This window comes from Microcoleus sp. B9-D4, from assembly GCF_036705105.1.
GTDB lineage: Bacteria > Cyanobacteriota > Cyanobacteriia > Cyanobacteriales > Microcoleaceae > Microcoleus.
Map to the genome: position 1 here is coordinate 83,953 of NZ_JAUBTS010000004.1, position 19,414 is coordinate 103,366.

22 protein-coding genes are annotated in these 19,414 nt (G+C 44.6%); 10 read left to right on the forward strand and 12 right to left on the reverse strand.

Going from position 1 to position 19,414, the window contains the following annotated elements; all coding sequences use genetic code 11:
* Positions 1-504 precede the first annotated feature (504 nt).
* Positions 505-699 (reverse strand): hypothetical protein, encoded by a 195-nt coding sequence (locus tag QUB24_RS03575; RefSeq protein ID WP_333150715.1) that lies wholly within the window; start codon positions 697-699, stop codon positions 505-507.
* A 648-nt stretch (positions 700-1,347) separates the two neighbouring features.
* Here QUB24_RS03575 and QUB24_RS03580 point away from each other — a divergent pair.
* From QUB24_RS03580 to QUB24_RS03590, 3 genes are read left to right on the forward strand one after another with little or no spacing between them, the layout of a single operon-like run.
* On the forward strand, positions 1,348-1,638 hold the full coding sequence (locus QUB24_RS03580; RefSeq protein WP_333150717.1) for a hypothetical protein: 291 nt from the start codon (positions 1,348-1,350) through the stop codon (positions 1,636-1,638).
* On the forward strand, positions 1,635-1,931 hold the full coding sequence (locus QUB24_RS03585; RefSeq protein ID WP_333150719.1) for a type II toxin-antitoxin system RelE/ParE family toxin: 297 nt from the start codon (positions 1,635-1,637) through the stop codon (positions 1,929-1,931). The genes QUB24_RS03580 and QUB24_RS03585 overlap by 4 nt, the downstream gene beginning before the upstream one ends.
* A gap of 9 nt (positions 1,932-1,940) precedes the next feature.
* Positions 1,941-2,153 (forward strand): hypothetical protein, encoded by a 213-nt coding sequence (locus QUB24_RS03590; RefSeq protein WP_333150721.1) that lies wholly within the window; start codon positions 1,941-1,943, stop codon positions 2,151-2,153.
* 292 nt (positions 2,154-2,445) lie between these two features.
* Here the strand turns inward: QUB24_RS03590 and QUB24_RS03595 are convergent, their stop codons facing one another.
* A complete protein-coding gene (locus QUB24_RS03595; RefSeq protein WP_333150723.1) occupies positions 2,446-2,589 on the reverse strand; it encodes a hypothetical protein in 144 nt (47 codons plus the stop codon).
* A 9-nt stretch (positions 2,590-2,598) separates the two neighbouring features.
* Complete coding sequence (locus QUB24_RS03600; protein WP_333150725.1) at positions 2,599-3,672, reverse strand: radical SAM protein; 1,074 nt, start codon at positions 3,670-3,672, stop codon at positions 2,599-2,601.
* Positions 3,673-4,119: 447 nt separating this feature from the next.
* Here QUB24_RS03600 and QUB24_RS03605 point away from each other — a divergent pair, with 447 nt between their 5' ends.
* The 3 genes from QUB24_RS03605 to QUB24_RS03615 all read left to right on the forward strand — a co-directional run bounded on the left by QUB24_RS03605 (position 4,120) and on the right by QUB24_RS03615 (position 6,833).
* Positions 4,120-4,914, forward strand: coding sequence for an ABC transporter permease (locus QUB24_RS03605; RefSeq protein WP_333150726.1), 795 nt, complete (start codon positions 4,120-4,122; stop codon positions 4,912-4,914).
* Positions 4,915-5,139: 225 nt separating this feature from the next.
* Positions 5,140-6,003 carry an aldo/keto reductase gene (locus tag QUB24_RS03610; protein WP_333150728.1) on the forward strand — a complete coding sequence of 288 codons (864 nt, stop codon included), beginning with the start codon at positions 5,140-5,142 and terminating at the stop codon, positions 6,001-6,003.
* A 152-nt stretch (positions 6,004-6,155) separates the two neighbouring features.
* Positions 6,156-6,833, forward strand: a complete 678-nt coding sequence (locus QUB24_RS03615; RefSeq protein WP_333150730.1) for a GIY-YIG nuclease family protein — start codon at positions 6,156-6,158, stop codon at positions 6,831-6,833.
* Positions 6,834-6,986: 153 nt separating this feature from the next.
* Here the strand turns inward: QUB24_RS03615 and QUB24_RS03620 are convergent, their stop codons facing one another.
* A complete protein-coding gene (locus tag QUB24_RS03620) occupies positions 6,987-7,835 on the reverse strand; it encodes a DUF3598 family protein (protein WP_333150732.1) in 849 nt (282 codons plus the stop codon).
* 18 nt (positions 7,836-7,853) lie between these two features.
* Between QUB24_RS03620 and QUB24_RS03625 the strand changes: the two genes are divergently transcribed.
* Complete coding sequence (locus QUB24_RS03625) at positions 7,854-8,663, forward strand: SAM-dependent chlorinase/fluorinase (protein WP_333150733.1); 810 nt, start codon at positions 7,854-7,856, stop codon at positions 8,661-8,663.
* Positions 8,664-8,765: 102 nt separating this feature from the next.
* Here QUB24_RS03625 and QUB24_RS03630 read toward each other — a convergent pair whose 3' ends face one another.
* The gene (locus QUB24_RS03630; RefSeq protein ID WP_333150940.1) at positions 8,766-9,662 is read right to left on the reverse strand and encodes a site-specific DNA-methyltransferase; all 897 of its coding nucleotides are present in this window, start codon (positions 9,660-9,662) and stop codon (positions 8,766-8,768) included.
* Positions 9,663-9,941: 279 nt separating this feature from the next.
* On the opposite strand from QUB24_RS03630, the gene QUB24_RS03635 reads away from it, so the two are divergent.
* The gene (locus tag QUB24_RS03635) at positions 9,942-10,745 is read left to right on the forward strand and encodes a helix-turn-helix domain-containing protein (protein ID WP_333150735.1); all 804 of its coding nucleotides are present in this window, start codon (positions 9,942-9,944) and stop codon (positions 10,743-10,745) included.
* A gap of 82 nt (positions 10,746-10,827) precedes the next feature.
* Here the strand turns inward: QUB24_RS03635 and leuS are convergent, their stop codons facing one another.
* The 3 genes from leuS to aat all read right to left on the reverse strand — a co-directional run bounded on the left by leuS (position 10,828) and on the right by aat (position 15,071).
* Positions 10,828-13,383 (reverse strand): leucine--tRNA ligase, encoded by a 2,556-nt coding sequence (leuS, locus tag QUB24_RS03640; RefSeq protein ID WP_333150737.1) that lies wholly within the window; start codon positions 13,381-13,383, stop codon positions 10,828-10,830.
* Positions 13,384-13,632: 249 nt separating this feature from the next.
* A complete protein-coding gene (locus tag QUB24_RS03645) occupies positions 13,633-14,376 on the reverse strand; it encodes a Uma2 family endonuclease (protein ID WP_333150740.1) in 744 nt (247 codons plus the stop codon).
* Positions 14,377-14,474: 98 nt separating this feature from the next.
* Positions 14,475-15,071: a leucyl/phenylalanyl-tRNA--protein transferase gene (gene aat, locus QUB24_RS03650; protein WP_445300381.1), complete on the reverse strand. Its 597-nt coding sequence runs from the start codon at positions 15,069-15,071 to the stop codon at positions 14,475-14,477.
* Between the two features lie 46 nt (positions 15,072-15,117).
* Between aat and QUB24_RS03655 the strand changes: the two genes are divergently transcribed.
* Positions 15,118-15,447 carry a hypothetical protein gene (locus QUB24_RS03655; protein ID WP_190740107.1) on the forward strand — a complete coding sequence of 110 codons (330 nt, stop codon included), beginning with the start codon at positions 15,118-15,120 and terminating at the stop codon, positions 15,445-15,447.
* Between the two features lie 131 nt (positions 15,448-15,578).
* Here QUB24_RS03655 and rpsN read toward each other — a convergent pair whose 3' ends face one another.
* The 4 genes from rpsN to QUB24_RS03675 all read right to left on the reverse strand — a co-directional run bounded on the left by rpsN (position 15,579) and on the right by QUB24_RS03675 (position 18,371).
* Positions 15,579-15,881 carry a 30S ribosomal protein S14 gene (rpsN, locus tag QUB24_RS03660; RefSeq protein ID WP_333148712.1) on the reverse strand — a complete coding sequence of 101 codons (303 nt, stop codon included), beginning with the start codon at positions 15,879-15,881 and terminating at the stop codon, positions 15,579-15,581.
* Positions 15,882-16,245: 364 nt separating this feature from the next.
* On the reverse strand, positions 16,246-16,890 hold the full coding sequence (nth, locus tag QUB24_RS03665) for an endonuclease III (protein ID WP_333150742.1): 645 nt from the start codon (positions 16,888-16,890) through the stop codon (positions 16,246-16,248).
* Between the two features lie 189 nt (positions 16,891-17,079).
* On the reverse strand, positions 17,080-18,174 hold the full coding sequence (gene rseP / locus QUB24_RS03670; protein ID WP_333150745.1) for an RIP metalloprotease RseP: 1,095 nt from the start codon (positions 18,172-18,174) through the stop codon (positions 17,080-17,082).
* 35 nt (positions 18,175-18,209) lie between these two features.
* A complete protein-coding gene (locus tag QUB24_RS03675; RefSeq protein WP_333096380.1) occupies positions 18,210-18,371 on the reverse strand; it encodes a hypothetical protein in 162 nt (53 codons plus the stop codon).
* 57 nt (positions 18,372-18,428) lie between these two features.
* Between QUB24_RS03675 and QUB24_RS03680 the strand changes: the two genes are divergently transcribed.
* Positions 18,429-19,106, forward strand: a complete 678-nt coding sequence (locus QUB24_RS03680; RefSeq protein WP_333150747.1) for an ATP-dependent Zn protease — start codon at positions 18,429-18,431, stop codon at positions 19,104-19,106.
* The last annotated feature ends 308 nt before the right edge of the window (positions 19,107-19,414 follow it).

The following is a 19,414-nucleotide window of genomic DNA, read 5'->3' on the forward strand; positions in this document are numbered from 1 at the left end:
TCGCTACCGCTTTCCTACCCAAGTCGGTCGCCAGGGGCTTCTCGCTCGTTTTTTGGTGAGTGTGATCGCATTTTTGGTCTGGAAAGGTCGATCGCACTTTATCTCTTTTTCTCCACGCGCAGGCGATCGCACAACACAATGTAGTCAAACAGCATTTTGATCTGAGGAACGGTTGACAATAAAGAATTACTGGTGAAGAATTTCAACTATCTTAGCGATCTCCTCGTTCAACTTCTCAGGTTTCAGCTTACCAGCTTTATAAAGTATAATTTATTGGTCAGCGGTAAACAAGCGATTAGGTCTAATGTTGCTCGTTTGGTTAAGTCCGCCCTCGCTAAAATCACTACTTTCAAGGGTAATAGCATAGCGCTCGGCGAGCGTCTGGCTAGTAATTTGACAAAGAATTAGATCGTCTCCTGCCAAAGTTGCTATTACGCTTAGCGGGTCGGCGCTTGGCTTGTGTTAAATCGGAAAATGGGAAAGGAACAACTATCACATCACCTTTTACAAATTCTGCCATGCTTCATCCTCCTCTAATGTTAACCAGTCTTTTTGCAAAGAAGATTCACTGAGCAGGCTTGCTTCTAAATTATCTTTATCATACTTTGCTTTGAGGAATTGCAGAAACTCCCAAACTTCTTCTAATATAAATTCGGGGATATTATCCACTTCTTTAAGGAGCAATTCTTTAGCGTTCATGTCATTTACCTATAAAGACATAGTAACTGTTAATCTATGATAGCATCCTTGAGATTAGCAGCGCTCAGTTGCGATCGCTCCCAATCTTCATGACCGACGGACAACCGCAAGCAGCCCGCCAAATTCCGACCGAGAGGTAGATCCATCCAGACCACTAACAAGGAGCAATTATCTGCTGCTGACGCTCAATCCATCCTCGCTTACCTACCCGATCGCATCCGCATCGCCCTCATTACCCGCGCGGCTGCTATTGAGTATCCCATCGAAGCTGTCGTGGAAATGGCGATCGCCAGTTGTCTCGATCGACTCGCTTAGCGTTGGGCTTTGCAGACTGTAAGCCAGGGCGCGGTAAGTAGTTGCCGATCGAGACAGATTTTAACTTTTAGTTGGTAATGGCATTTTTTGGGCAAAAAGTAGAGCTAGTGCGATCGACTAACCTACTAATTCAACGCCCAAGCGATCGCTCTTTTTGATATGGAAAGGTCGATCGCACTTTATCTCTTTTTCTCAACGCGCAGGCAATCGCCTTTTTCTATCTGCCACAGTCAAGAGCGATTCCCTACGGGATAGCTTTGCTTCACGCATTTTTGTAATAAAATACGATACAGTAGAAGTATTGTCCAACCCTTGCCCCCCTCCGAGGTAACAATGCAAATCACCTTGAGCCAAGAGCAAACCCAAGTCCTTGAAGCTTTAGTAAAGCACGGTCAATATCCCTCCCTTGAAGAAGCAATTAATACGGCCTTGCTGTTATTAATCGATGATGTTACTTTATCCGATGACGGCAACAGCCCAAACTATTTAGCGTGGGTACAAGAAACTGCGAAGAAAATCGATATAGCACGAGAACAAGCACAACGGGGTGAGTTGCTCAATCCAGACGATGTATTAGCTCAACTTAGAGATAAAGTGAAAAAAGCCAGAGAATTAAGAGCATGAATCGCTTGCTTATTACGATCGAAGCGAGTCGAGATTTATCCGAAATTTCCGATTACTTTTTGGCGCCAAGTGTAGATGCGGGCGATCGCTTTGTGGAAGGATTTGGTAAAAAATGTCAGCAGATTGCACAGTTTCCATATTTGGGGCGATCGTATTCACAATTTTCTCCCAGTTTACATGGTGTACCATTGATGGGATACATCATTTTTTATCAAATAGTTGGTTATGGTATTGAGATTTTGGGCGTTATTAGTGGTTATCGTAACTTGCAGGATGTTTTCAATACTGATTGAGTAAAAGCAATGCGATCGCTCTTGTGTCTGGGAAGGTTGATCGCTCTTTTTGGCATAGAAAGGTCTAGCGCTCTTTTGGGAATGGAAAGGGATATTGAAAAATACTTAAACTACCTGATTGCTAATCAAGATTTTTTCCAGCAGGCAATATCCACAATTCGCTGGAGGGTGGCAATCGAACAGGTGGAATTGAACCGGGAACAGGAAGAGAGGGAATGTTAGCGCGATCGCCAACAACTAGAATTATACAAGGAAAAGGAACAAGAGCAGAAAGAGCGCGATCGAGAACAAATGGAAATCGGCCGGAAGAAGGAAGGCAAAGAGAAAAAGCGATATCGCCCACTTGAGAATATCATCTTTTTGTCGGAACGCCGATACTGAGTATCCTGCCACTGGCGAGAAAAATATGCCCCAGAATCCTGCCGCTGGTAAGAAAAATATTGCCCAGGTAAAGCGGTGCGTGACAGTCCATAGTAAAGGGCTGCGGTGCAATGATTTTTCACCGTCACGCACCCTACGACTGATACAAAACATTGTATTCGTAGGGAAACGGCATTGCCATTTCCTTTAGCAAAACCGAACTGGAATACAATTCATTAAACAAAAAACCGGGTTTCTGATAAAACCCGGCCACCATAAGCACAAGCAATATTAACACTGCTCAACCTCAATTTTTTAATAATTTTACCCCCATTTTTACCTTGTCCAAAATCGTTTTTTGCGAGACACAAGTAATCAGACAAAGCTTGCCGCAATTCAAAGTATCGCGGCGGACTTTTTGAGCTTTTTCGCCGTACCAAATCTCGCGGGCGCTGGCGTTTTTCACATTACCAATCACCGGAAACTCATCGCACAATTTCACATCGCCGCGCGTATCAATCCAGTAATTTCGCAGTCCAACGCGACAAGGACGAGTTGAATCAGGAGCTTTTTCTTCGGCAAAGTGAGGAATCATCAATCGCAACACTTCATCGCTGTTCATAATCGGAGCGCCGTTCTTCTTCATTTCAATTAGGCGCTCGATTACTTGTGAAAATTCCTCCATGTCTTCTTTTTCAATCCACAATTCCTCGTATGTTTCTGGCGTCCAGCGGTTGACTGGTTGGAAGTTCACCGTCGTCGCCCCAATTCCCTGAGCCCAGGTGACTATTTCCGGGAGGTGGCGGAAATTGAGTCGGTTCATTGTCGGTTTGATGTTGATCGGAAACAGGACGTTCTGTTTTTCTTGTTCTTCGCGCAGATAACCGATTCCTTTAGAAAGCCGATCGAACAATCCCGGTTGACCCCGCAAATAATCGTGCAGTTCTGCATTCGGCCCGTCAACGGACATATTCACATTAAAAGGACGGGCTGCTACAGTTTTGGCTGCGTTTTCCCTGGTCATGCAATAGCCGTTGGTGGTGACGCCCGCGTGAATGCCATTTTTATTCGCGAAGGCCAGCAAGTCTAGAAAACCTTTTTTGATATAAGGTTCGCCGCCGCTAAAGTTGATTGAAAATTCGCCCACAAATTCTTTGACGCTCAAGAGGGCATTTTGCCATTCTTCGATCGTCATTTCGTCTTTATATTCTTTGAGTCGCCAATACTCGCACTGGCGGCATTTAACATTGCAGCGCTCGTTGACAATCCCGTAAAAAGTGACTGGGCTTGTCACGTCGTATCCTGTATTGATCCGCAGCGATTCGGCTACTGCACTCTTGGTGTGCTTGACGCCCAGTCTCGATAATGTTAAAGCATCCATGTCTTTTTTTCCTTACGTGTTGTTACTTAAGTCAATTTCTCGATCCCTTTTTGGTACGTATCATTACGTATTTCTGATTACCTATTCCTTTTGAGTACGTATGCCCTATCCTAAGTGTTCCGTTTGGGTATGGCTAGATGTTTTTGAAATATTTATAATATTAAAAGTTGTAACATATTAGTATTTCCAATTAATCAAACGAATTTTTGTCTCAAAACATGAAGCTGCCTTAATAATTGCCAAAATATAGAGGTTTAAGATTGACTTAAATTCATAATTGTAGTTTTTGTTTAAATTCTGTTAAATAACTTAATACGATGCCTCAGAAAAACTACTTAAGTAAGCGGTATCTATAATTTATTTTTATAGTGAAATGAGCAGCCAGTACAGCAGCTAACTTCACACAAGCTTTACAATATGGGAATTTAAGTATTTACACGGCAAAAAATGGCGACAAACATGAGACGATATTTGCACGTACTGAAATTGTTCTGGGGTGCGTCGATCGCAGCGGAACTAGAATACCGAATCAACTTTGTCCTCGCGGCCATCAGCAGCCTCGGAAATCTTACAGGCAGCTTGTTTGGGCTGTTTTTGTTCTACCGTACTGGTTACACGTTTTCGGGCTGGAAATGGGAAGAAGCCTTAGTTGTACTCGGTATTTTCACGATTTTGCAGGGTTTTTCGTCAACGTTTCTAGCACCTAATCTCAGCCGTATTGTCGATCGAGTCCAGCAAGGTACTCTCGATTTCGTACTCCTCAAACCAATCAGTTCCCAATTCTGGCTATCTGCAAACACAGTTTCGCCTTGGGGAATCCCAGATTTAATCTTGGGCACAGTATTGCTGCTGTATGCTGCTAACAAATTGGGAGTAGCAATCGGCAACTATTTTTTAACAGCAATACCGCTGTTATTCGGAACTATTACTCTTTACAGTATATGGTTTATGTTAGGGGCAACCAGCATTTGGTTTGTCAAAATTTATAATGTTACCGAAGTCCTCGAAGGATTGTTAGAAGCGGGTAGATTTCCAATGGCAGCTTATCCGGCCGCTTATCGATTTTTCTTCACTTTCGTAGTTCCCGTTGCCTTCTTGACGACTGTGCCTGCAGAAGCCATGCTGGGGAGAGGTGAAATCGTTTGGATCGCAGGGGCGGGAATATTGGCGATCGGGCTGTTATTGTTCTCCCGCTACTTCTGGCAATTTGCACTCCGCTTTTACACCAGCGCTTCCAGCTAGTTAACTAGGTAGGTAAGGTGCTGCACATCTAGATTGTCTATTATGTTTGAGAGGGAGAGGATTTGACACGGGCGGAATAGGTAAGTGAAATATACATTTTCAAGGCAAAACAGCTTATCTAAAAAATATTTAGGTCTATTTACTTAGATAGTTAAATAAATGTAAGATTTCAACTTATCCTTGAAATGTAAACTGGAAATCAACCACGCAAAGGAAGGCAAACTAATGAAAAGAAAAAAACTGGGTAACAGTAATTTTACTATCAGCGCGATCGGTCTGGGAGGTATGCCAATGTCCTTAAGCGGCCGGCCGCCCGAAGATCAATCAATTGCGGTAATTCACCGCGCCCTCGATTTGGGTGTCACCCTAATTGACACCGCAGATTCCTACTGCCAAGATGAATCCGACAAACACCACAATGAGCAACTGATTGCCAAAGCTTTGGAACAGTACACCGGAGATACTCGTGCCGTTACTGTTGCCACTAAAGGCGGCTTAATGCGGCCTCAAGGTGCATGGACGCGCAACGGCAATCCCCACCATTTGCGCCAGACAATTCGCGAAAGTTTTGAAGCCTTGGGCGGCAAGGAACCGATCGACCTTTGGCAGTACCACTCGCCCGATCCCGCTTATACCATCGAAGCAGCCCTAGCACCCGCAAAAGAAGCAGTAGAAGCAGGAATGATTCGATTTATTGGAGTTTCCAACTTTTCTGTAGAGCAGATCAAACGTGCCCGCGATACAGTAGAAATTGTCTCCGTGCAGAATCAGTACAATCCGTGGCACAGACAGCCGGAATCAGACGGCGTTCTGGAATATTGCGAAACCGAAAAACTGACATTTTTTCCTTGGAGTCCTTTGGGAGGAAGCCGCCGCGTCACCAGCTTGCAAGATATGCCCGCGATCGCCAAATTAGCAGCAGAAAAAAACGTTTCAGTTTACTGTATAGTATTAGCTTGGTTGATGGCCCAATCGCCCTGCGTCGTTCCGATTCCCGGTGCGACCAAAGTATCGAGTATTGAGGACTCTGTGCAGGCGCTCGAAGTTAAATTGACTGACGAGGAATTGCAACAAATTGCCGTAAGTTAAGTATATAAGGGCCACAAAAACAGTAGAACAGGCTTTCCGGCCTGTTCCACAAAGAGAACTTTATTGTGGGGAGTAGGGGTTGGGCCGGAGAGCCCGCCCCTGAAAGGGGGATTTAATGAGTAAAGTTGACATTTTTTGAGGAATTGGGTTTTATGGAAGCTAATCAAGTGAATGCCGATCGAGACGTAGCAATTGAACATCAAAACGTACCTGTCGCCCATGAAGGACTGCACAACTTTTTATACAGTTCCGACTCAGAACACAGCGCAGCCGCTGCTATTTCTGAATTAGAAAATGACGGCACGCAAGTAATGTCGATCGATACGTGGCGCGATTTGGCAACTAACGCGAAAGTCGCCGGCGTGTACGCTGTAATGGACACTTGCCGCAACACTCAGTTTATCGGTTATTCGCGAAATATCCTGCTTTCAATCAACGGTCACATCGCCCAAAACGGCGTCGAAAATTGCGCTTTCCTGCGCGTGCAAACTTTCAAATTCCCGAAGCGGGAAGAAATGGAAAGTTTGCGGGATGCTTGGATAGCAGAAATTGGCAGCATTCCGCCTGGAAACGCTGCTGAAAGCGAAATGTGGGCGGCTACGGTAGGTCAAGCAGCGCGATCGGCAATGTCGGCTGAGGAACAAAAAGCTTATGAGGAAAAGAAGCTAAAATTACGCAAAGCAATGGCAGATTCCACTCTTACCAAAGAGTTAGAAACAGCCGCCAAAAGTGATGGCGAACAGGCTAAGGATTTGGAAGCTGCTGTTAACAATGATGACTGGAGTGCCGTGATTCAATCGCAAACCCAGGAAACAAAATCCAGTTCCTAAATCGGAAAAATGTTTGTCATGCTGATATCTTGTACTATTGTTAGAACGGGCCAGATGCCCGTTCCACAATACATCAAGTTTATTGTGGGGAGTAGGGTTGGGCTTCTAGCCCGCCCAACAAACTCAATCTTAATCATCAACAACTGATCGGGATTAATGACTAATTTTTCGTTCTTTAACTAAAGTCAAACTTACCCATTCACCCCGATCGTTGTAACTGCGAATCATCCGAAACCGCAAGTCAGGTTCTACCAACCAACCAGCCTCGAAAAATATAGGTTTTCTGGATTCAATCTTGACAGGTAAAGTGCAAGAACCGCCGTCAGGAAGCAGCACAACTTGCACCGGCGAAGCACCTTCGTAAAAGTGCAGAACTGAACCGTCTATGGTGGCGCTAGAAGTGATAACACTAGCATTACTGCCAAAAGTGATTTTGTGCACTAGGCGATCTGCTTCATCCAAATGCAATTGTAAATTGGTAGAATAGGTATCAGGAGAACGCCAATCTGGATACATTGTCACGGCCTCGCCCTGCCACTCTCCCAGCAAATCGTCAACTTTTAAAGGCGGACGTTCGGGGACATTTTTATCAAGCTGCTTTTCCCGAATTAAGGTAAGGTTTGATAAATTGCCGTTGGTATTGTATGTCAGAGGGAAGCGCAACCGACGATAATTGTAGATAAAACTCAACTCGGCACCGCACTCAGAATAAGGCGCTAGTTGAATAGTACCCTGAGAAAAAGCTCCATTCTCAAAAAATAGGATATCTCGTCCCAAACTTTGATATTCTCGAACAAGTTCGCTCACTTCCGGTTCGCCCACACCGCTAGGATTTGGAGAAAACCGACGGAGTTTTAATCGCACATTTTTGTTGTCATTGAAACTTTCGAGAGAAATAATGCTAGGAGTATCTTGAAGTACCTCTCCTCGCGGGGATAACTGGGTAAAGGAACCGTGCCATTCTCCCAAGTTTTGCAGAAAGTTTTCCCATTGTGATACCATATTTTTACCTTTTGATATATGTCTAAAAATAGAATTATAACTCTGCTGACGGATTTTGGATTAAGCGATGTTTATGTGGGAGTGATGAAAGGTGCGATCGCCCAAATTAACCCGCAGTTAAAAGTCATTGACATTACGCACCAAATACCATCTCAAAATATTGCGGCGGCGAGGTTTTGTTTGATGACTGCTTTTGCTTATTTTCCGCCGGAAACCGTACACGTTGCTGTCGTCGATCCGGGGGTGGGAAGCAAGAGACGCCCTGTTGCGATTAAATGTGCTAATTGCTTTCTTGTCGGGCCGGATAACGGGTTGTTTAGCGGGGTGTTGAGTCGGGAAAGTGCGAGATCCTCTGTCGAACTCACGAATTCTCAATACTGGCGATCGCCTCAACCCAGCAGCACTTTTCACGGTCGCGATATTTTCGCTGCTGCGGGCGCTCACTTGGCGAACGGGGTGGCATTGGAAGAGTTGGGGGAGGATCTCGACCCTGCAAGTTTAGTAGAGTTAGATATACCAAATTGTGCCGTTACAGCCACAGGTGCAGCAGGCTGCATTCAATATGTCGATCGCTTTGGCAACCTAATTACTAATATCCCGAATAATTGCATTATAGGTAACAATTGGTCATTGACAATTAGCAATTGTTCTGATGCAATTCGCATCCCCAGCGGTAAAACCTACAGCGACAGCGAACCGGGCGATTTAATTGCCATAACTGGTTCTGACGGTTGGGTAGAAATTGCCGTTAATGGCGGCAGCGCTCAATCAGTATTAAAATTGGAATGCGGAGCGATCGTGCAATTGCTTTTTGAAACTAACAATTAAAACCATCTCTTTCAGTCCCTCTTTGCTAGAAATTTGTTCGTGTAGAAGCGCTTTCAAGAGACAGTTTCATTTCTGAAATAAAATTTTGACTATTTAGCCAAATCAAACACAATAATTATTAACTTCAAAAAGTAGCCTATTTTGAGGTAAAATCAATCCTGATGCTTTCTCAGTTAACAATTGGTTGTATATTGTATCCGCTTCGCCAAAGGATTCTTGAGGCAAAAATCTAAATATTGAGGCAGCAACATATTGTTTTTCTTTTTCAAAGCTTATCCAGTTTCTTGATAATTGTTCTGCTGCATAACCCGTAGTATTAGAACCAGAAAAAATATCTACTACCAAGTCTCCCGGTTCAGTAAGAAAATTTATAAAAAATGTCGGTAGTTTTTGGGGGAAACGTGCCGGATGCGCCTTAACATTAAACTCTTTGCACCAACGCAAGTATTGAGAATTACTTTCCGAATTAGAAATTTCTAGCAAATTAGATGGAATAGCACCTCCATTATCTTTGGAAAATCGATCGCTAATATTGTGACCGGAAGGGCGTTCTTTGGGCGTGTAAAATTCATCAGCATTTTTCAAAAGCTTTTTCATTCTCTCAGAATACTCTACTTTGACTTTACTAATATTCGCTTGAGGCTGATTCGTTTTGGAAAGCCACCAAACAGTATTCACAGAATCTTTAGCCCGGATTTTCTTTTTATTCACCCACTCTATAGGAGATGGAAGTTTGGAAGGATTAAACCAGAAAAACTCTTGAGCAAGTTTAAATCCATACTCGTCGCATAACCTAATAAGCACGCGGTAATTATACAGCGATCGTACAGGGATTCCTTTTTGATAAGCACCTCCAAGGTCTATAACAAAACTTCCAGTATCCTTGAGAACTCTTTTAATTTCCGGAGCAAAGCCCAGCAGCCAATCAACATATAAATCTTGATCTTCATTTCCATAACTCTTTTGGCGTTGCAATGCAAAAGGAGGGGATGTAATCACCAAATCTACAGAATTGCTAGCAAGACTATTCAGGAGATGAAGAGAATCTCCCAAATAAGATTGACCGTATTGGGTGGTGTAAATTGGGGCGGGCAAAATGTTACTCATGTTTAATTGAGATTAGTTTAAGGTACAAGAGGCACAGCCTACTGTCATTATATCTAAATCCGTACTTTTAGTTATACTCAATCCGTACTTTCAGTACGTTGTGTTCTGTATAAATTCTTCGTACCATTCAAAAAGCGAACTGAAAGTTCGTTTTTATCAATTGTGAGGGGTATGAATTACAAAGAAGCCAGACAACAATTTGCGGCCAAGGTAAGTCAGTTACGCAGAGAAAAAAGGATGACACAGGACGAGTTAGCAGAACTCATAGACAAGACTACTGACTATATCAGCTTATTGGAACGCGGTGAAAGATCGCCATCCTTTGAAGTTATTTTCGCTCTAGCTGAAGCGCTTGATGTACCCGCTACTTATTTAATCAGTTTTAGCCAAAGCGGCGAGAGTACAGCTCTCATTAACACCCTAATAGCTGAACCAGTTTCTCCGTCAGTTGTAGAGCCTGTTGAAGAAGCTGTTACCACGGAAGCAGAACGCATTTCAGATGCTAAACGGCTAGAAAATGCTATGAAAAGCATCCAAGAATTGCAAAATCTGGCTAGTGAATATGGTATTGCGGATATTTTTCAAGATAACGGGGGAAAGACTTTACAGTTATTAATCCTTTTAGGGTTGCGGATATCACCGGGACGTGAAGGAAACGATGCTATTGATGCTGAAGGAAAAGAATACGAACTTAAAACAATAAATATTGCTCTCAATAGAAGCGGTGGGGTCACTACTCACCATCATTTGAATGAAATTATACTTGACAAATATCGCAGAGTAGAAGCTTGGTATATTGGACTGTATGAAGGCATAACTCTCAAAGAGATTTATAAACTTACACCTGAAATGCTGGAACCTAAATTTAAAGAATGGGAAGAAAAGGTAAGGCTAAAAAACGAGCCGCTAAACAATCCTAAAATTCCCTTAAAGCTAGTAAAAAAAGGGCAACTTGTCTACTCTTACAGTAAATAATAGTTGCCCGATAGTGTTTAAAGGGGATGAGGTTGTGTTTGTGTGGAAACGATACGTTGCCTACAGGTAGCAACTTTTACCCTCAAGCTACCACGAAATTCACCAACTTTCCAGGCACCACAATTACCTTTTTAATCTCCTTACCTTCCAGGTGACGCTTGGCCAATTCCGACTCGCGAGCAAACTTTTCCAAAGCAGCTTTGTCAGCACCCGAAGGCACTTGAATTGTGCCGCGAGTTTTGCCCATAATTTGAATTACCAGCGTAATTTCATCGGTAATTAAGGCAGAAGCATCCACACTCGGCCACGTTTGCGTATGCACCGATTCACTGTTACCAGTATTGTGCCACAATTCATCAGCAATATGCGGCGCAAAAGGCGCTAACAAGCGAATCAAAGTGTTAATTCCTTCTGCATAAATTGGCGAATCTTTACATTTAGCATCATTCAAAGCATTGCTGAGTTTCATCATTTCCGAAACAGCAGTATTGAACTGATAATCGCCCTCCAAATCGTCGCTAACTTCCTTAATTGCAGTGTGAATCGCCCGCCGCAAATCCTTCTCAGGTTTACTTAAAACCTCTTTCTCCCCCCCTTCGCAAGGGGGGGCTGGGGGGGGTGAACCAAACTCTGTAACCACGCGCCAAACGCGATTTAAAAAGCGAAATTGCCCTTCCACATCAGCGTCGTCCCACTCCAAATCCTTCTCTGGCGGCGCTTTGAATAAAATAAACATCCGCGCCGTATCTACCCCATATTTGCCCATAACTTCCAAGGGGTCAACGCCATTGTATTTTGATTTGGACATCTTCTCGTAGAAGACTTCCAAAGCTTCGCCCGTTTGAGGATCTTTGGGATTTGCGGGGTCTATATCTGCTGGGGGAAAGTATTTGCCAGTAACAGGATTTTTATAGGCCATTGCTTGCACCATGCCCTGAGTTAACAGGCGTTTAAATGGTTCGTCACAATTGATCAAACCCCGATCGCGCAAAACCTTGGTAAAGAACCGCGAATACAGCAAGTGCAAGATTGCGTGTTCGATGCCGCCCACATATTGATCTACTGGCATCCAATCATTTGTCTTCGCCGTATCGAAGACTTGCTCTTGATTTTGAGCATCGGGATAGCGCAAGAAATACCACGAAGAATCGATAAAAGTATCCATCGTATCTGTTTCTCGCTTCGCCGGAGTGCCGCAACTCGGACAAGGAACGTTTACCCATTCTTCCATCTTTGCCAAGGGCGAACCTTTGCCCGTAAATTGTACATTTTCCGGCAACAATACGGGTAAATCCGATGCGGGTACGGGGACTGTTCCGCAGGTGGGACAGTGAATTACGGGAATTGGAGCGCCCCAATAACGCTGTCTGGAAATTAACCAATCTCTCAAGCGGTATTGCACTCGCGCTTTGCCGCAACCTGCATCTTCGGCATATTTAATTATTGCTGCTTTGCCTTTAATTGAATCCATGCCGTTGAAGCTTTCGGAATTAATCATAATTCCTGGTTCGGTGTAAGCTTCCGTCAGCGGAACTTCATCATCATCCACAATTACTACTTTAATTGGCAGTTGATATTGATTGGCAAATTTGAAATCTCGTGTGTCGTGGGCGGGTACTCCCATGACTGCGCCGGTGCCGTATTCGTACAGCACATAATCGGCAATCCAAATGGGAATTTCTTCGCCGTTGAAAGGATTGATTGCTTTGCCGCCTGTGGGGATGCCGCGCTTTGGTTTGTCTTCGGCTGTGCGATCGATCTCGCTTTGAGCGGCGACTTCTTTGATGAAGGTTTCTACGGCCGCTTTTCTATCTTCCGTTGTCACGCGCTGAGTTAGTGGATGTTCCGGCGCTAAAACAAGGTAACTGACGCCGTAAACTGTGTCGGGACGTGTGGTGAAAACGGCGATTTTTTCATCCATTCCGACAATCGGAAATTCTAAGTAAGCGCCGACTGATTTGCCGATCCAGTTGGCTTGCATTAATTTGACTCTTTCTGGCCAATCTGGCAATTTGTCTAAGTCGTTTAATAACTGTTCGGCGTAATCGGTAATTTTGAGGAACCACTGCCGCAATAATTTGCGCTCTACTTTGGCACCGGAACGCCAAGAACGTCCTTCGTTATCTACTTGTTCGTTTGCTAAGACTGTTTGGTCGATGGGGTCCCAATTAACTGCGGCTTCTTTTTGATAAGCTAATCCTGCTTCTAAAAATTGTAAGAAAATCCATTGAGTCCACCGATAATAATCGGGAGAACAAGTTGTAACTTCTTTTGTCCAATCAAAGGAGATGCCGAGACGGCGAAATAAGCCTTTCATTTGGGCAATATTTTCATACGTCCATTTTGCCGGGGGAATTCCGCGCTCGATGGCGGCATTTTCTGCGGGTAAACCAAAAGCGTCCCACCCCATCGGATTGAGTACGCGATAGCCTTGCATTCGCTTGAGTCTGGCAATTACATCGATGATTGTGTAGTTGCGGACGTGCCCCATGTGCAGGTTTCCCGACGGGTAGGGGAACATGGATAAGGCATAAAATTTAGGCTTTTGGGTTTCTTCTGGCATCTGGTCTAAGTTTTGCTCAGCCCATGTCTGCTGCCATTTTTCTTCTATGGATTGGGGGTTATATCTGGAATCCACAACAATTGCTCCGTGCAGGGTTTAGTAATGTTTGCTTCAGTATTTTTACACATTCAAGGGGCTTCGATTCTGATTTTTCTGAGCTCCAAGGATTTTGGCTCTAATCTCTGTATTATATATTGTAGTATATCGGGTTTGAGTGGGGGGCGATCGACCAAATATCCCCGTTCGCCCTGAAAAAAGTAAATAACTGCAATCCCCAGAAACCCGATTTCTTTGACAAACCGGGTTTATTCTCCTAGTTCGAGCTTAGATGCTATCTGGATCGATGTTCAATTCGCGCAGTTTGGCGGCTAAACGTTGGGCTTTTTGAGCTTCTTGTTCGGCCCGCTGCGAGGCTTCTTCTGCCCGCTGAAATTGTCCTTCTGCCCGTTGAAATTCTTGTTCGGCACGCTGAAATTCTTGTTCGGCGCGCCGTCGCTCTACTTCTCGCTGTTCATCTAATTCGGAATAGGAAAGAAACTTTTGTCCATCAGGTCGATAAATTTCTAACCCTTCCGATTCTAACTCAAACCGCACTCCCAATCTTGGACTTATCCAGCCCTCCATCGGTTCAATTACTTCTAACATTCCTTCAATTCTTTGCCAACCAGTCAACTCATTTTGTGCTGGGTCATAAAGGTAATACTCCTCAACTCCGTAGCGATTGTAAAATGAAAATTTCTTGTTCATTTTTATTTGGCTGTCGCTGAAAGAGCGAATCTCAAACACGACTTGGGGAGGAATATTATCTTCACGAAATTGTAGGTAAGAACGCCGATCGCCCTTTGGCCTCCCAAATACCACCATTACATCGGGCGCTTGAGAAATATCTGTTCTACCCTCAACCGGATACCACAGTAAATCGGCGGCTACAAACACGTTTGGGTCATCTTTCAACAGCGACTCGCAACCTTCTTTGATTGTGACAATTAATTTGTATTGAATTGTGCTATCTGCCATCGGCTGACCGTCGCTGCATGGATAAATAATTTCTTCGGTTGTGACTTGCATAGTTGTTGTCTCCGAGAAGTATCTCAGCTTAATTATACTATTGTTTGAAGCAGCTACGGGTCGCAAACGGTAGTGCCTTTTGCCGAATGACAGAATATTCAAAATAGGGAACAGCGGCGCTTCAAAGCTGCTTGCAAAAGAGTGTTATACAGTTTTTCCTTAACAGTATAAGCTCCGAATCTTTCCAAGTGCGGATTGTTCATTTGAGCATCGAAAAGTAGATAAGATCGATCGCGCAATCTCTCCACCAACTTCACCATCGCCACCTTAGAACCCTCGGGAATTCGGTAAAACATCGACTCCCCAATAAACGCACCGCCGATCGACAATCCGAGAATACCACCCGCCAATTCGTCCCCGCACCAAGTCTCGAAGCTGTAAGCCCAACCGGCCTCATACAAACCCCAGTAAATCTTCTTGAGCTCCTTAGAAATCCAAGTCGTTTCGCGATCGGCACAACCCTCAACCACCGCCCCAAAATCGCGGTTCACAGCCACGGAAAATCGATTTTGATTGATTTGGCGACGCAGGGATTTCGGATAGGTAAATCTTTCATCCAGGGGAATCAGCGCCCGCTGCCGACTGGAATACCACCCCAAACTTTCCTCGCCCTCATTTGCCATCAAGAAGTAGCCTTGGGCATATCCTTGTATAATTGTCGGTATATCATATTGCATATATTTATCAGTTGTCATTTCTCAGTTAACTTTTCAAAGTCAACATTAGCAATTAGGAATAATCATGTCTGAAACCATTGAACCTATTACCTTACCGCCCGCCAAAAACCCCGAACAAGAAGGCCAATGGCTCCAACAAACGCTGCTGGCATGGCTAGACTCCGAGTTTATCCCAGAAGCAGCCAACCAGCAAATAGCTAAAAGAGCTGCCCAAATCTATGTCCGCCAGCGCATGGAAGGCGAAAATGACGTGGGCAGCCTCGTAATTGCGATCGTCACCGAAATGCAGGCCTATGATTTTTCTAAAAGCTTCTACGGCGAATTTGCGATCGCCAATGCCGTCAGCGACTTGTTACTCGAAAGTCTCGGCATCGATAAATGCTGCGGCCAGTGAAGCAAGAAGGAGGAAAATTTAACTCATAAGTCTGAAACAAAAATCAACCCCAAACCTAATCCTGCCGATTAATTGTGAGTTTTTTTCTTCCTTCTTCCTTCTTCCTTCTTCCTTCTTCCTTCTTTCTCGTGCTACCAGCTAGACTTCACAACACCGGGCAAAAGACCTTCGTGAGCCATTTCTCGCATCATGTTCCGAGACAGTCCGAAGTCACGATAGTAACCTCTGGGCCGTCCAGTTGCCCAGCAGCGGTTCCGCAAGCGAGTCCGCGAACTGCTGCGGGGTAGCTGTTGTAGTTGGCGGTGAATCGCCATTTTGTCCATCTGATTGCTAGCTTGGTCAAACTGGTCTTTCAGGTCTTCCCGCTTGTCGGCGTACTTGTCTACGAGTCTCTGGCGCTTTTTCTCGCGCTCGACCATGCTCTTTTTAGCCATAATCTGTTGATATCCTTAGATAAATCACAATCTACTATTTTACTATATTTTGGTGATTTCGGATCGCTTTTATTTTAATTATTTCTTTTGTCAACAAGATTTTTAGCAACAGGCAAGATGCCTGTTCCACAATAACTCAACATTTTTAGCAACAGGCAAAATGCCTGTTCCACAATAACTCAACATTTTTAGCAACAGGCAAGATGCCTGTTCCACAATAACTCAACATTTTTGTGGTACAGGCATCTTGCCTGTACTTAACATCTGTGCAATAGCTAATTATTAGCAGAAGGGTAAAAATCTGCAATAACTCAATTTTTTTGTGGTACAGGCATCTTGCCTGTACTTAACAATGGTGGACAACCTAACTATTAGCAGAAGGACACAAATCTGCAAGTTCGCAAATATTGCAAACCGGATTTCTCGCATTACAAACTGCCCTGCCGTGATAAACCAACCGAATCGACCAATTTTCCCAATCCGGCTGCGGCAACAATACCATCAAATCGCGCTCGATCCTTATAGGATCGGTATGTTCGGTCAATCCCAACCGCTGAGTCAAACGTTTGACGTGAGTGTCTACCGTCACGCCCATATTAATACCAAAAGCGTGGGCGAGAACGACATTAGCCGTTTTGCGGGCAACTCCGGGCAATTCTAGCAGCAGTTCCATCCGCTGCGGCACTTGATTGTTAAATTTATTGACGATCGCCTGACAAGCACCTTTAATATTTTTAGACTTATTGCGGTAGAAACCAGTCGATCGCACAAGACGCTCCAATTCTTCTAAATCAGCATTTCCCAAAGCAACCGCATCGGGAAAACGCTCAAACAAAGCCGGCGTTACCAGATTTACTCGATCGTCCGTACACTGAGCCGAGAGAATCGTCGCCACCAGCAACTGCACGGGAGTTTCGTAGTTGAGAGTACAAGGAGCTTCTGGATATAGGCGTTTGAGGCGAATCAGAATTTCGAGCGATCGTTGTTTTAAACTTAACTTTTTAGTCATTAGTCATTAGTCATTAGTCATTTGTTATTTGTTATTTGTTTTTAACTTCCAGGCACGACCGGGGAACCCATAACCAGAGGCTCTGCCTCGCTTGCGTAGGAAAAAAAGTAGAGGGAAAAATAGGAAAATAGGAAAACGGAAAACTCGACATAATTCTTCCTTCTTCCTTCTTCCCTCTTCCCTCATTTACTATTGCATCAAAAATCGAAAATCTATCCCAGCCAAATTAGCTGTATCGCGAATAATCAAGAAAATTCCCAAACCCAGCAACAACACCAAACCAGTCTGCATAAAATTTTCCTGAATGCGGTTCGGCAGAGGAGAACCCCGCAGTCCTTCTATTAACAGAAAAGCTAGCTGACCGCCATCCAAAGCAGGTAAAGGCAAGATATTAATCACCGCCAAATTGATGCTAATTAGCACAGCATACTGAAACAAACTTGCAGCATCCGATTTGGCAATCCCTGCACCAATCGCCACAATCGCCACAGGCCCGGACAACTTGTCGGCCGTCTGGCTGAAATTGCTAAATAACTGCCCAAAACCTTGAACCGTCAGCACCACAATCCGCTCAAATTCTGTAGCAGCCTTGCTAAACGCCTCTACAATTCCGACCCTCTCCCGCACGACAGTGCCGTTATTAACTAGCTTCACCCCAATGCGGCCTTTACCCTCGGGCGACAGTTCAGGAGTGACTGTCACCACAAATTTTTGTTCTTGGCGCTGAATTTCCAACGCTAGGGGTTGGTTGGGATGATTTTCGATTGCTGCGACCAATAATTTGCTTGCTTCGGCGGAAGCCCCCAATTCCTTGCCGTCAACAGACAGAACAACGTCGCCCGATCGAATTCCCGCTTGTTTGGCGGCCGAACTGACTTCTGCGGCGACTTCCGGGACTTTAACTCCCGGTAGGTAGTTCATTTGTGCAGCGCCGACAGTGGTCAATTGCACCACCAGCAGGAAATAAGCAAAAATTAAGTTGGCAATTACCCCTGCACTAATGACGATCGCCCGATCAAGTACGGGGCGATTTTTGAGCAAATTCGGGTCATTTGGGGGAATTGTACTGTCGGGATCGTCGTCCGGGAAACCCACGAAACCTCCCAGGGGAAAGGCGCGGAGGGCGTATTCAGTTTCCGGGCCTTGGTACTTCCAGAGGATGGGCCCGAAACCGATAGAGAAGCGGTTGACATGGATGTGTTGAAGTCTCGCCGCCAAGAAGTGGCCGAGTTCGTGAACGACAATCAAGATACCTAAAACTGCGATCGCTGCCAAAACTGACATGAAGGATTCCACTAACACTTTTACTGGACTTTGATTTATTTTAATATCTTTTTAATATCGGTGGCTTCGGAGGGGCAATTTTCAGTCAAACTGGAAGGTGGTGTTTTTGTCGGAAGTCCCGGCTGCTGTGATCGACCCGACGCTGCCAAACCGATCGCGCGATCGTACCTGAGTTTACCTCTAAAACCCATTCCCATTACCAATTCCCTATTACAAATTACCCATTACCAATTCCCTGTTAGCCATTCGCCATTATGAAAGACACTTCTTTGAATATTATCGCTATTTCTATCTTTGCCATCACCGTTTCCATATTGTTGGGTCCCCTATTCAACTTGCCAGAAGCCGTACCTGCGATCGCCACTTTTTGCCTGTTGGGGCTAGCCACCCTCGACAGTTTCCAATGGCAAGGTCAAGGCGGTACTATTTTATTAGATTGGCTGGGGGGAACTTCCAAACAAAAGCGCGATCGTATCCTTCACCACGAAGCCGGACACTTCCTAGTCGCGTACCTCTTGGGAATTCCCGTAACCAGCTACGCCCTCAACGCTTGGGAAGCATTTAAACAAGGTCAAACAGCCCAAGGAGGCGTGCGATTTGAAGACGAACAATTAGCATCTCAACTCCAAACAGGCACACTTTCAGCCCAACTTTTAGACCAATATTGTACCGTGTGGATGGCCGGAATTGTCGCCGAAAAATTTGTTTACGGCAGCGCACAAGGAGGAGCAGAAGACCGCACCAAAATTAGTGCAATTTTAACACAACTGCGCCGTCCAAGTTCCGAAATTCAACTTAAACAAAACTGGGGTTTGCTGCGAGCAAAAAACCTGATCGAAAGCCACAAATCAGCTTACGAAGCCCTAGTAGCAGCAATGGAAAAAAGAGCAACTGTTGCCGAATGCTGCGACATCATCCAGCAAAACTTATAGGGAAAAGATTACGCACTCTTGCCTTATAAACCCGGTTTATCTCTAGATTTCTCACAAAGACAGGACTTACGCACCGCCTCAATATAAGCTGTGTTGCATCTAGATTGCCTATGGTATTAGAGAGGGAGAGGGGGAGAAGAGGAGAGGGGGAGAGGATTTGACGATTTTTGATCGGGACTCGAAATATACAATTTAAATGCACAACAGCTTATAGTGTTTTGTAGGGGCAAACCCCCGTGGTTGCCCCCATACCTGGAATGATTGCGTAAGTCCTAAAAGACAAAAAATTTGCGTATAAACCGAGTTTA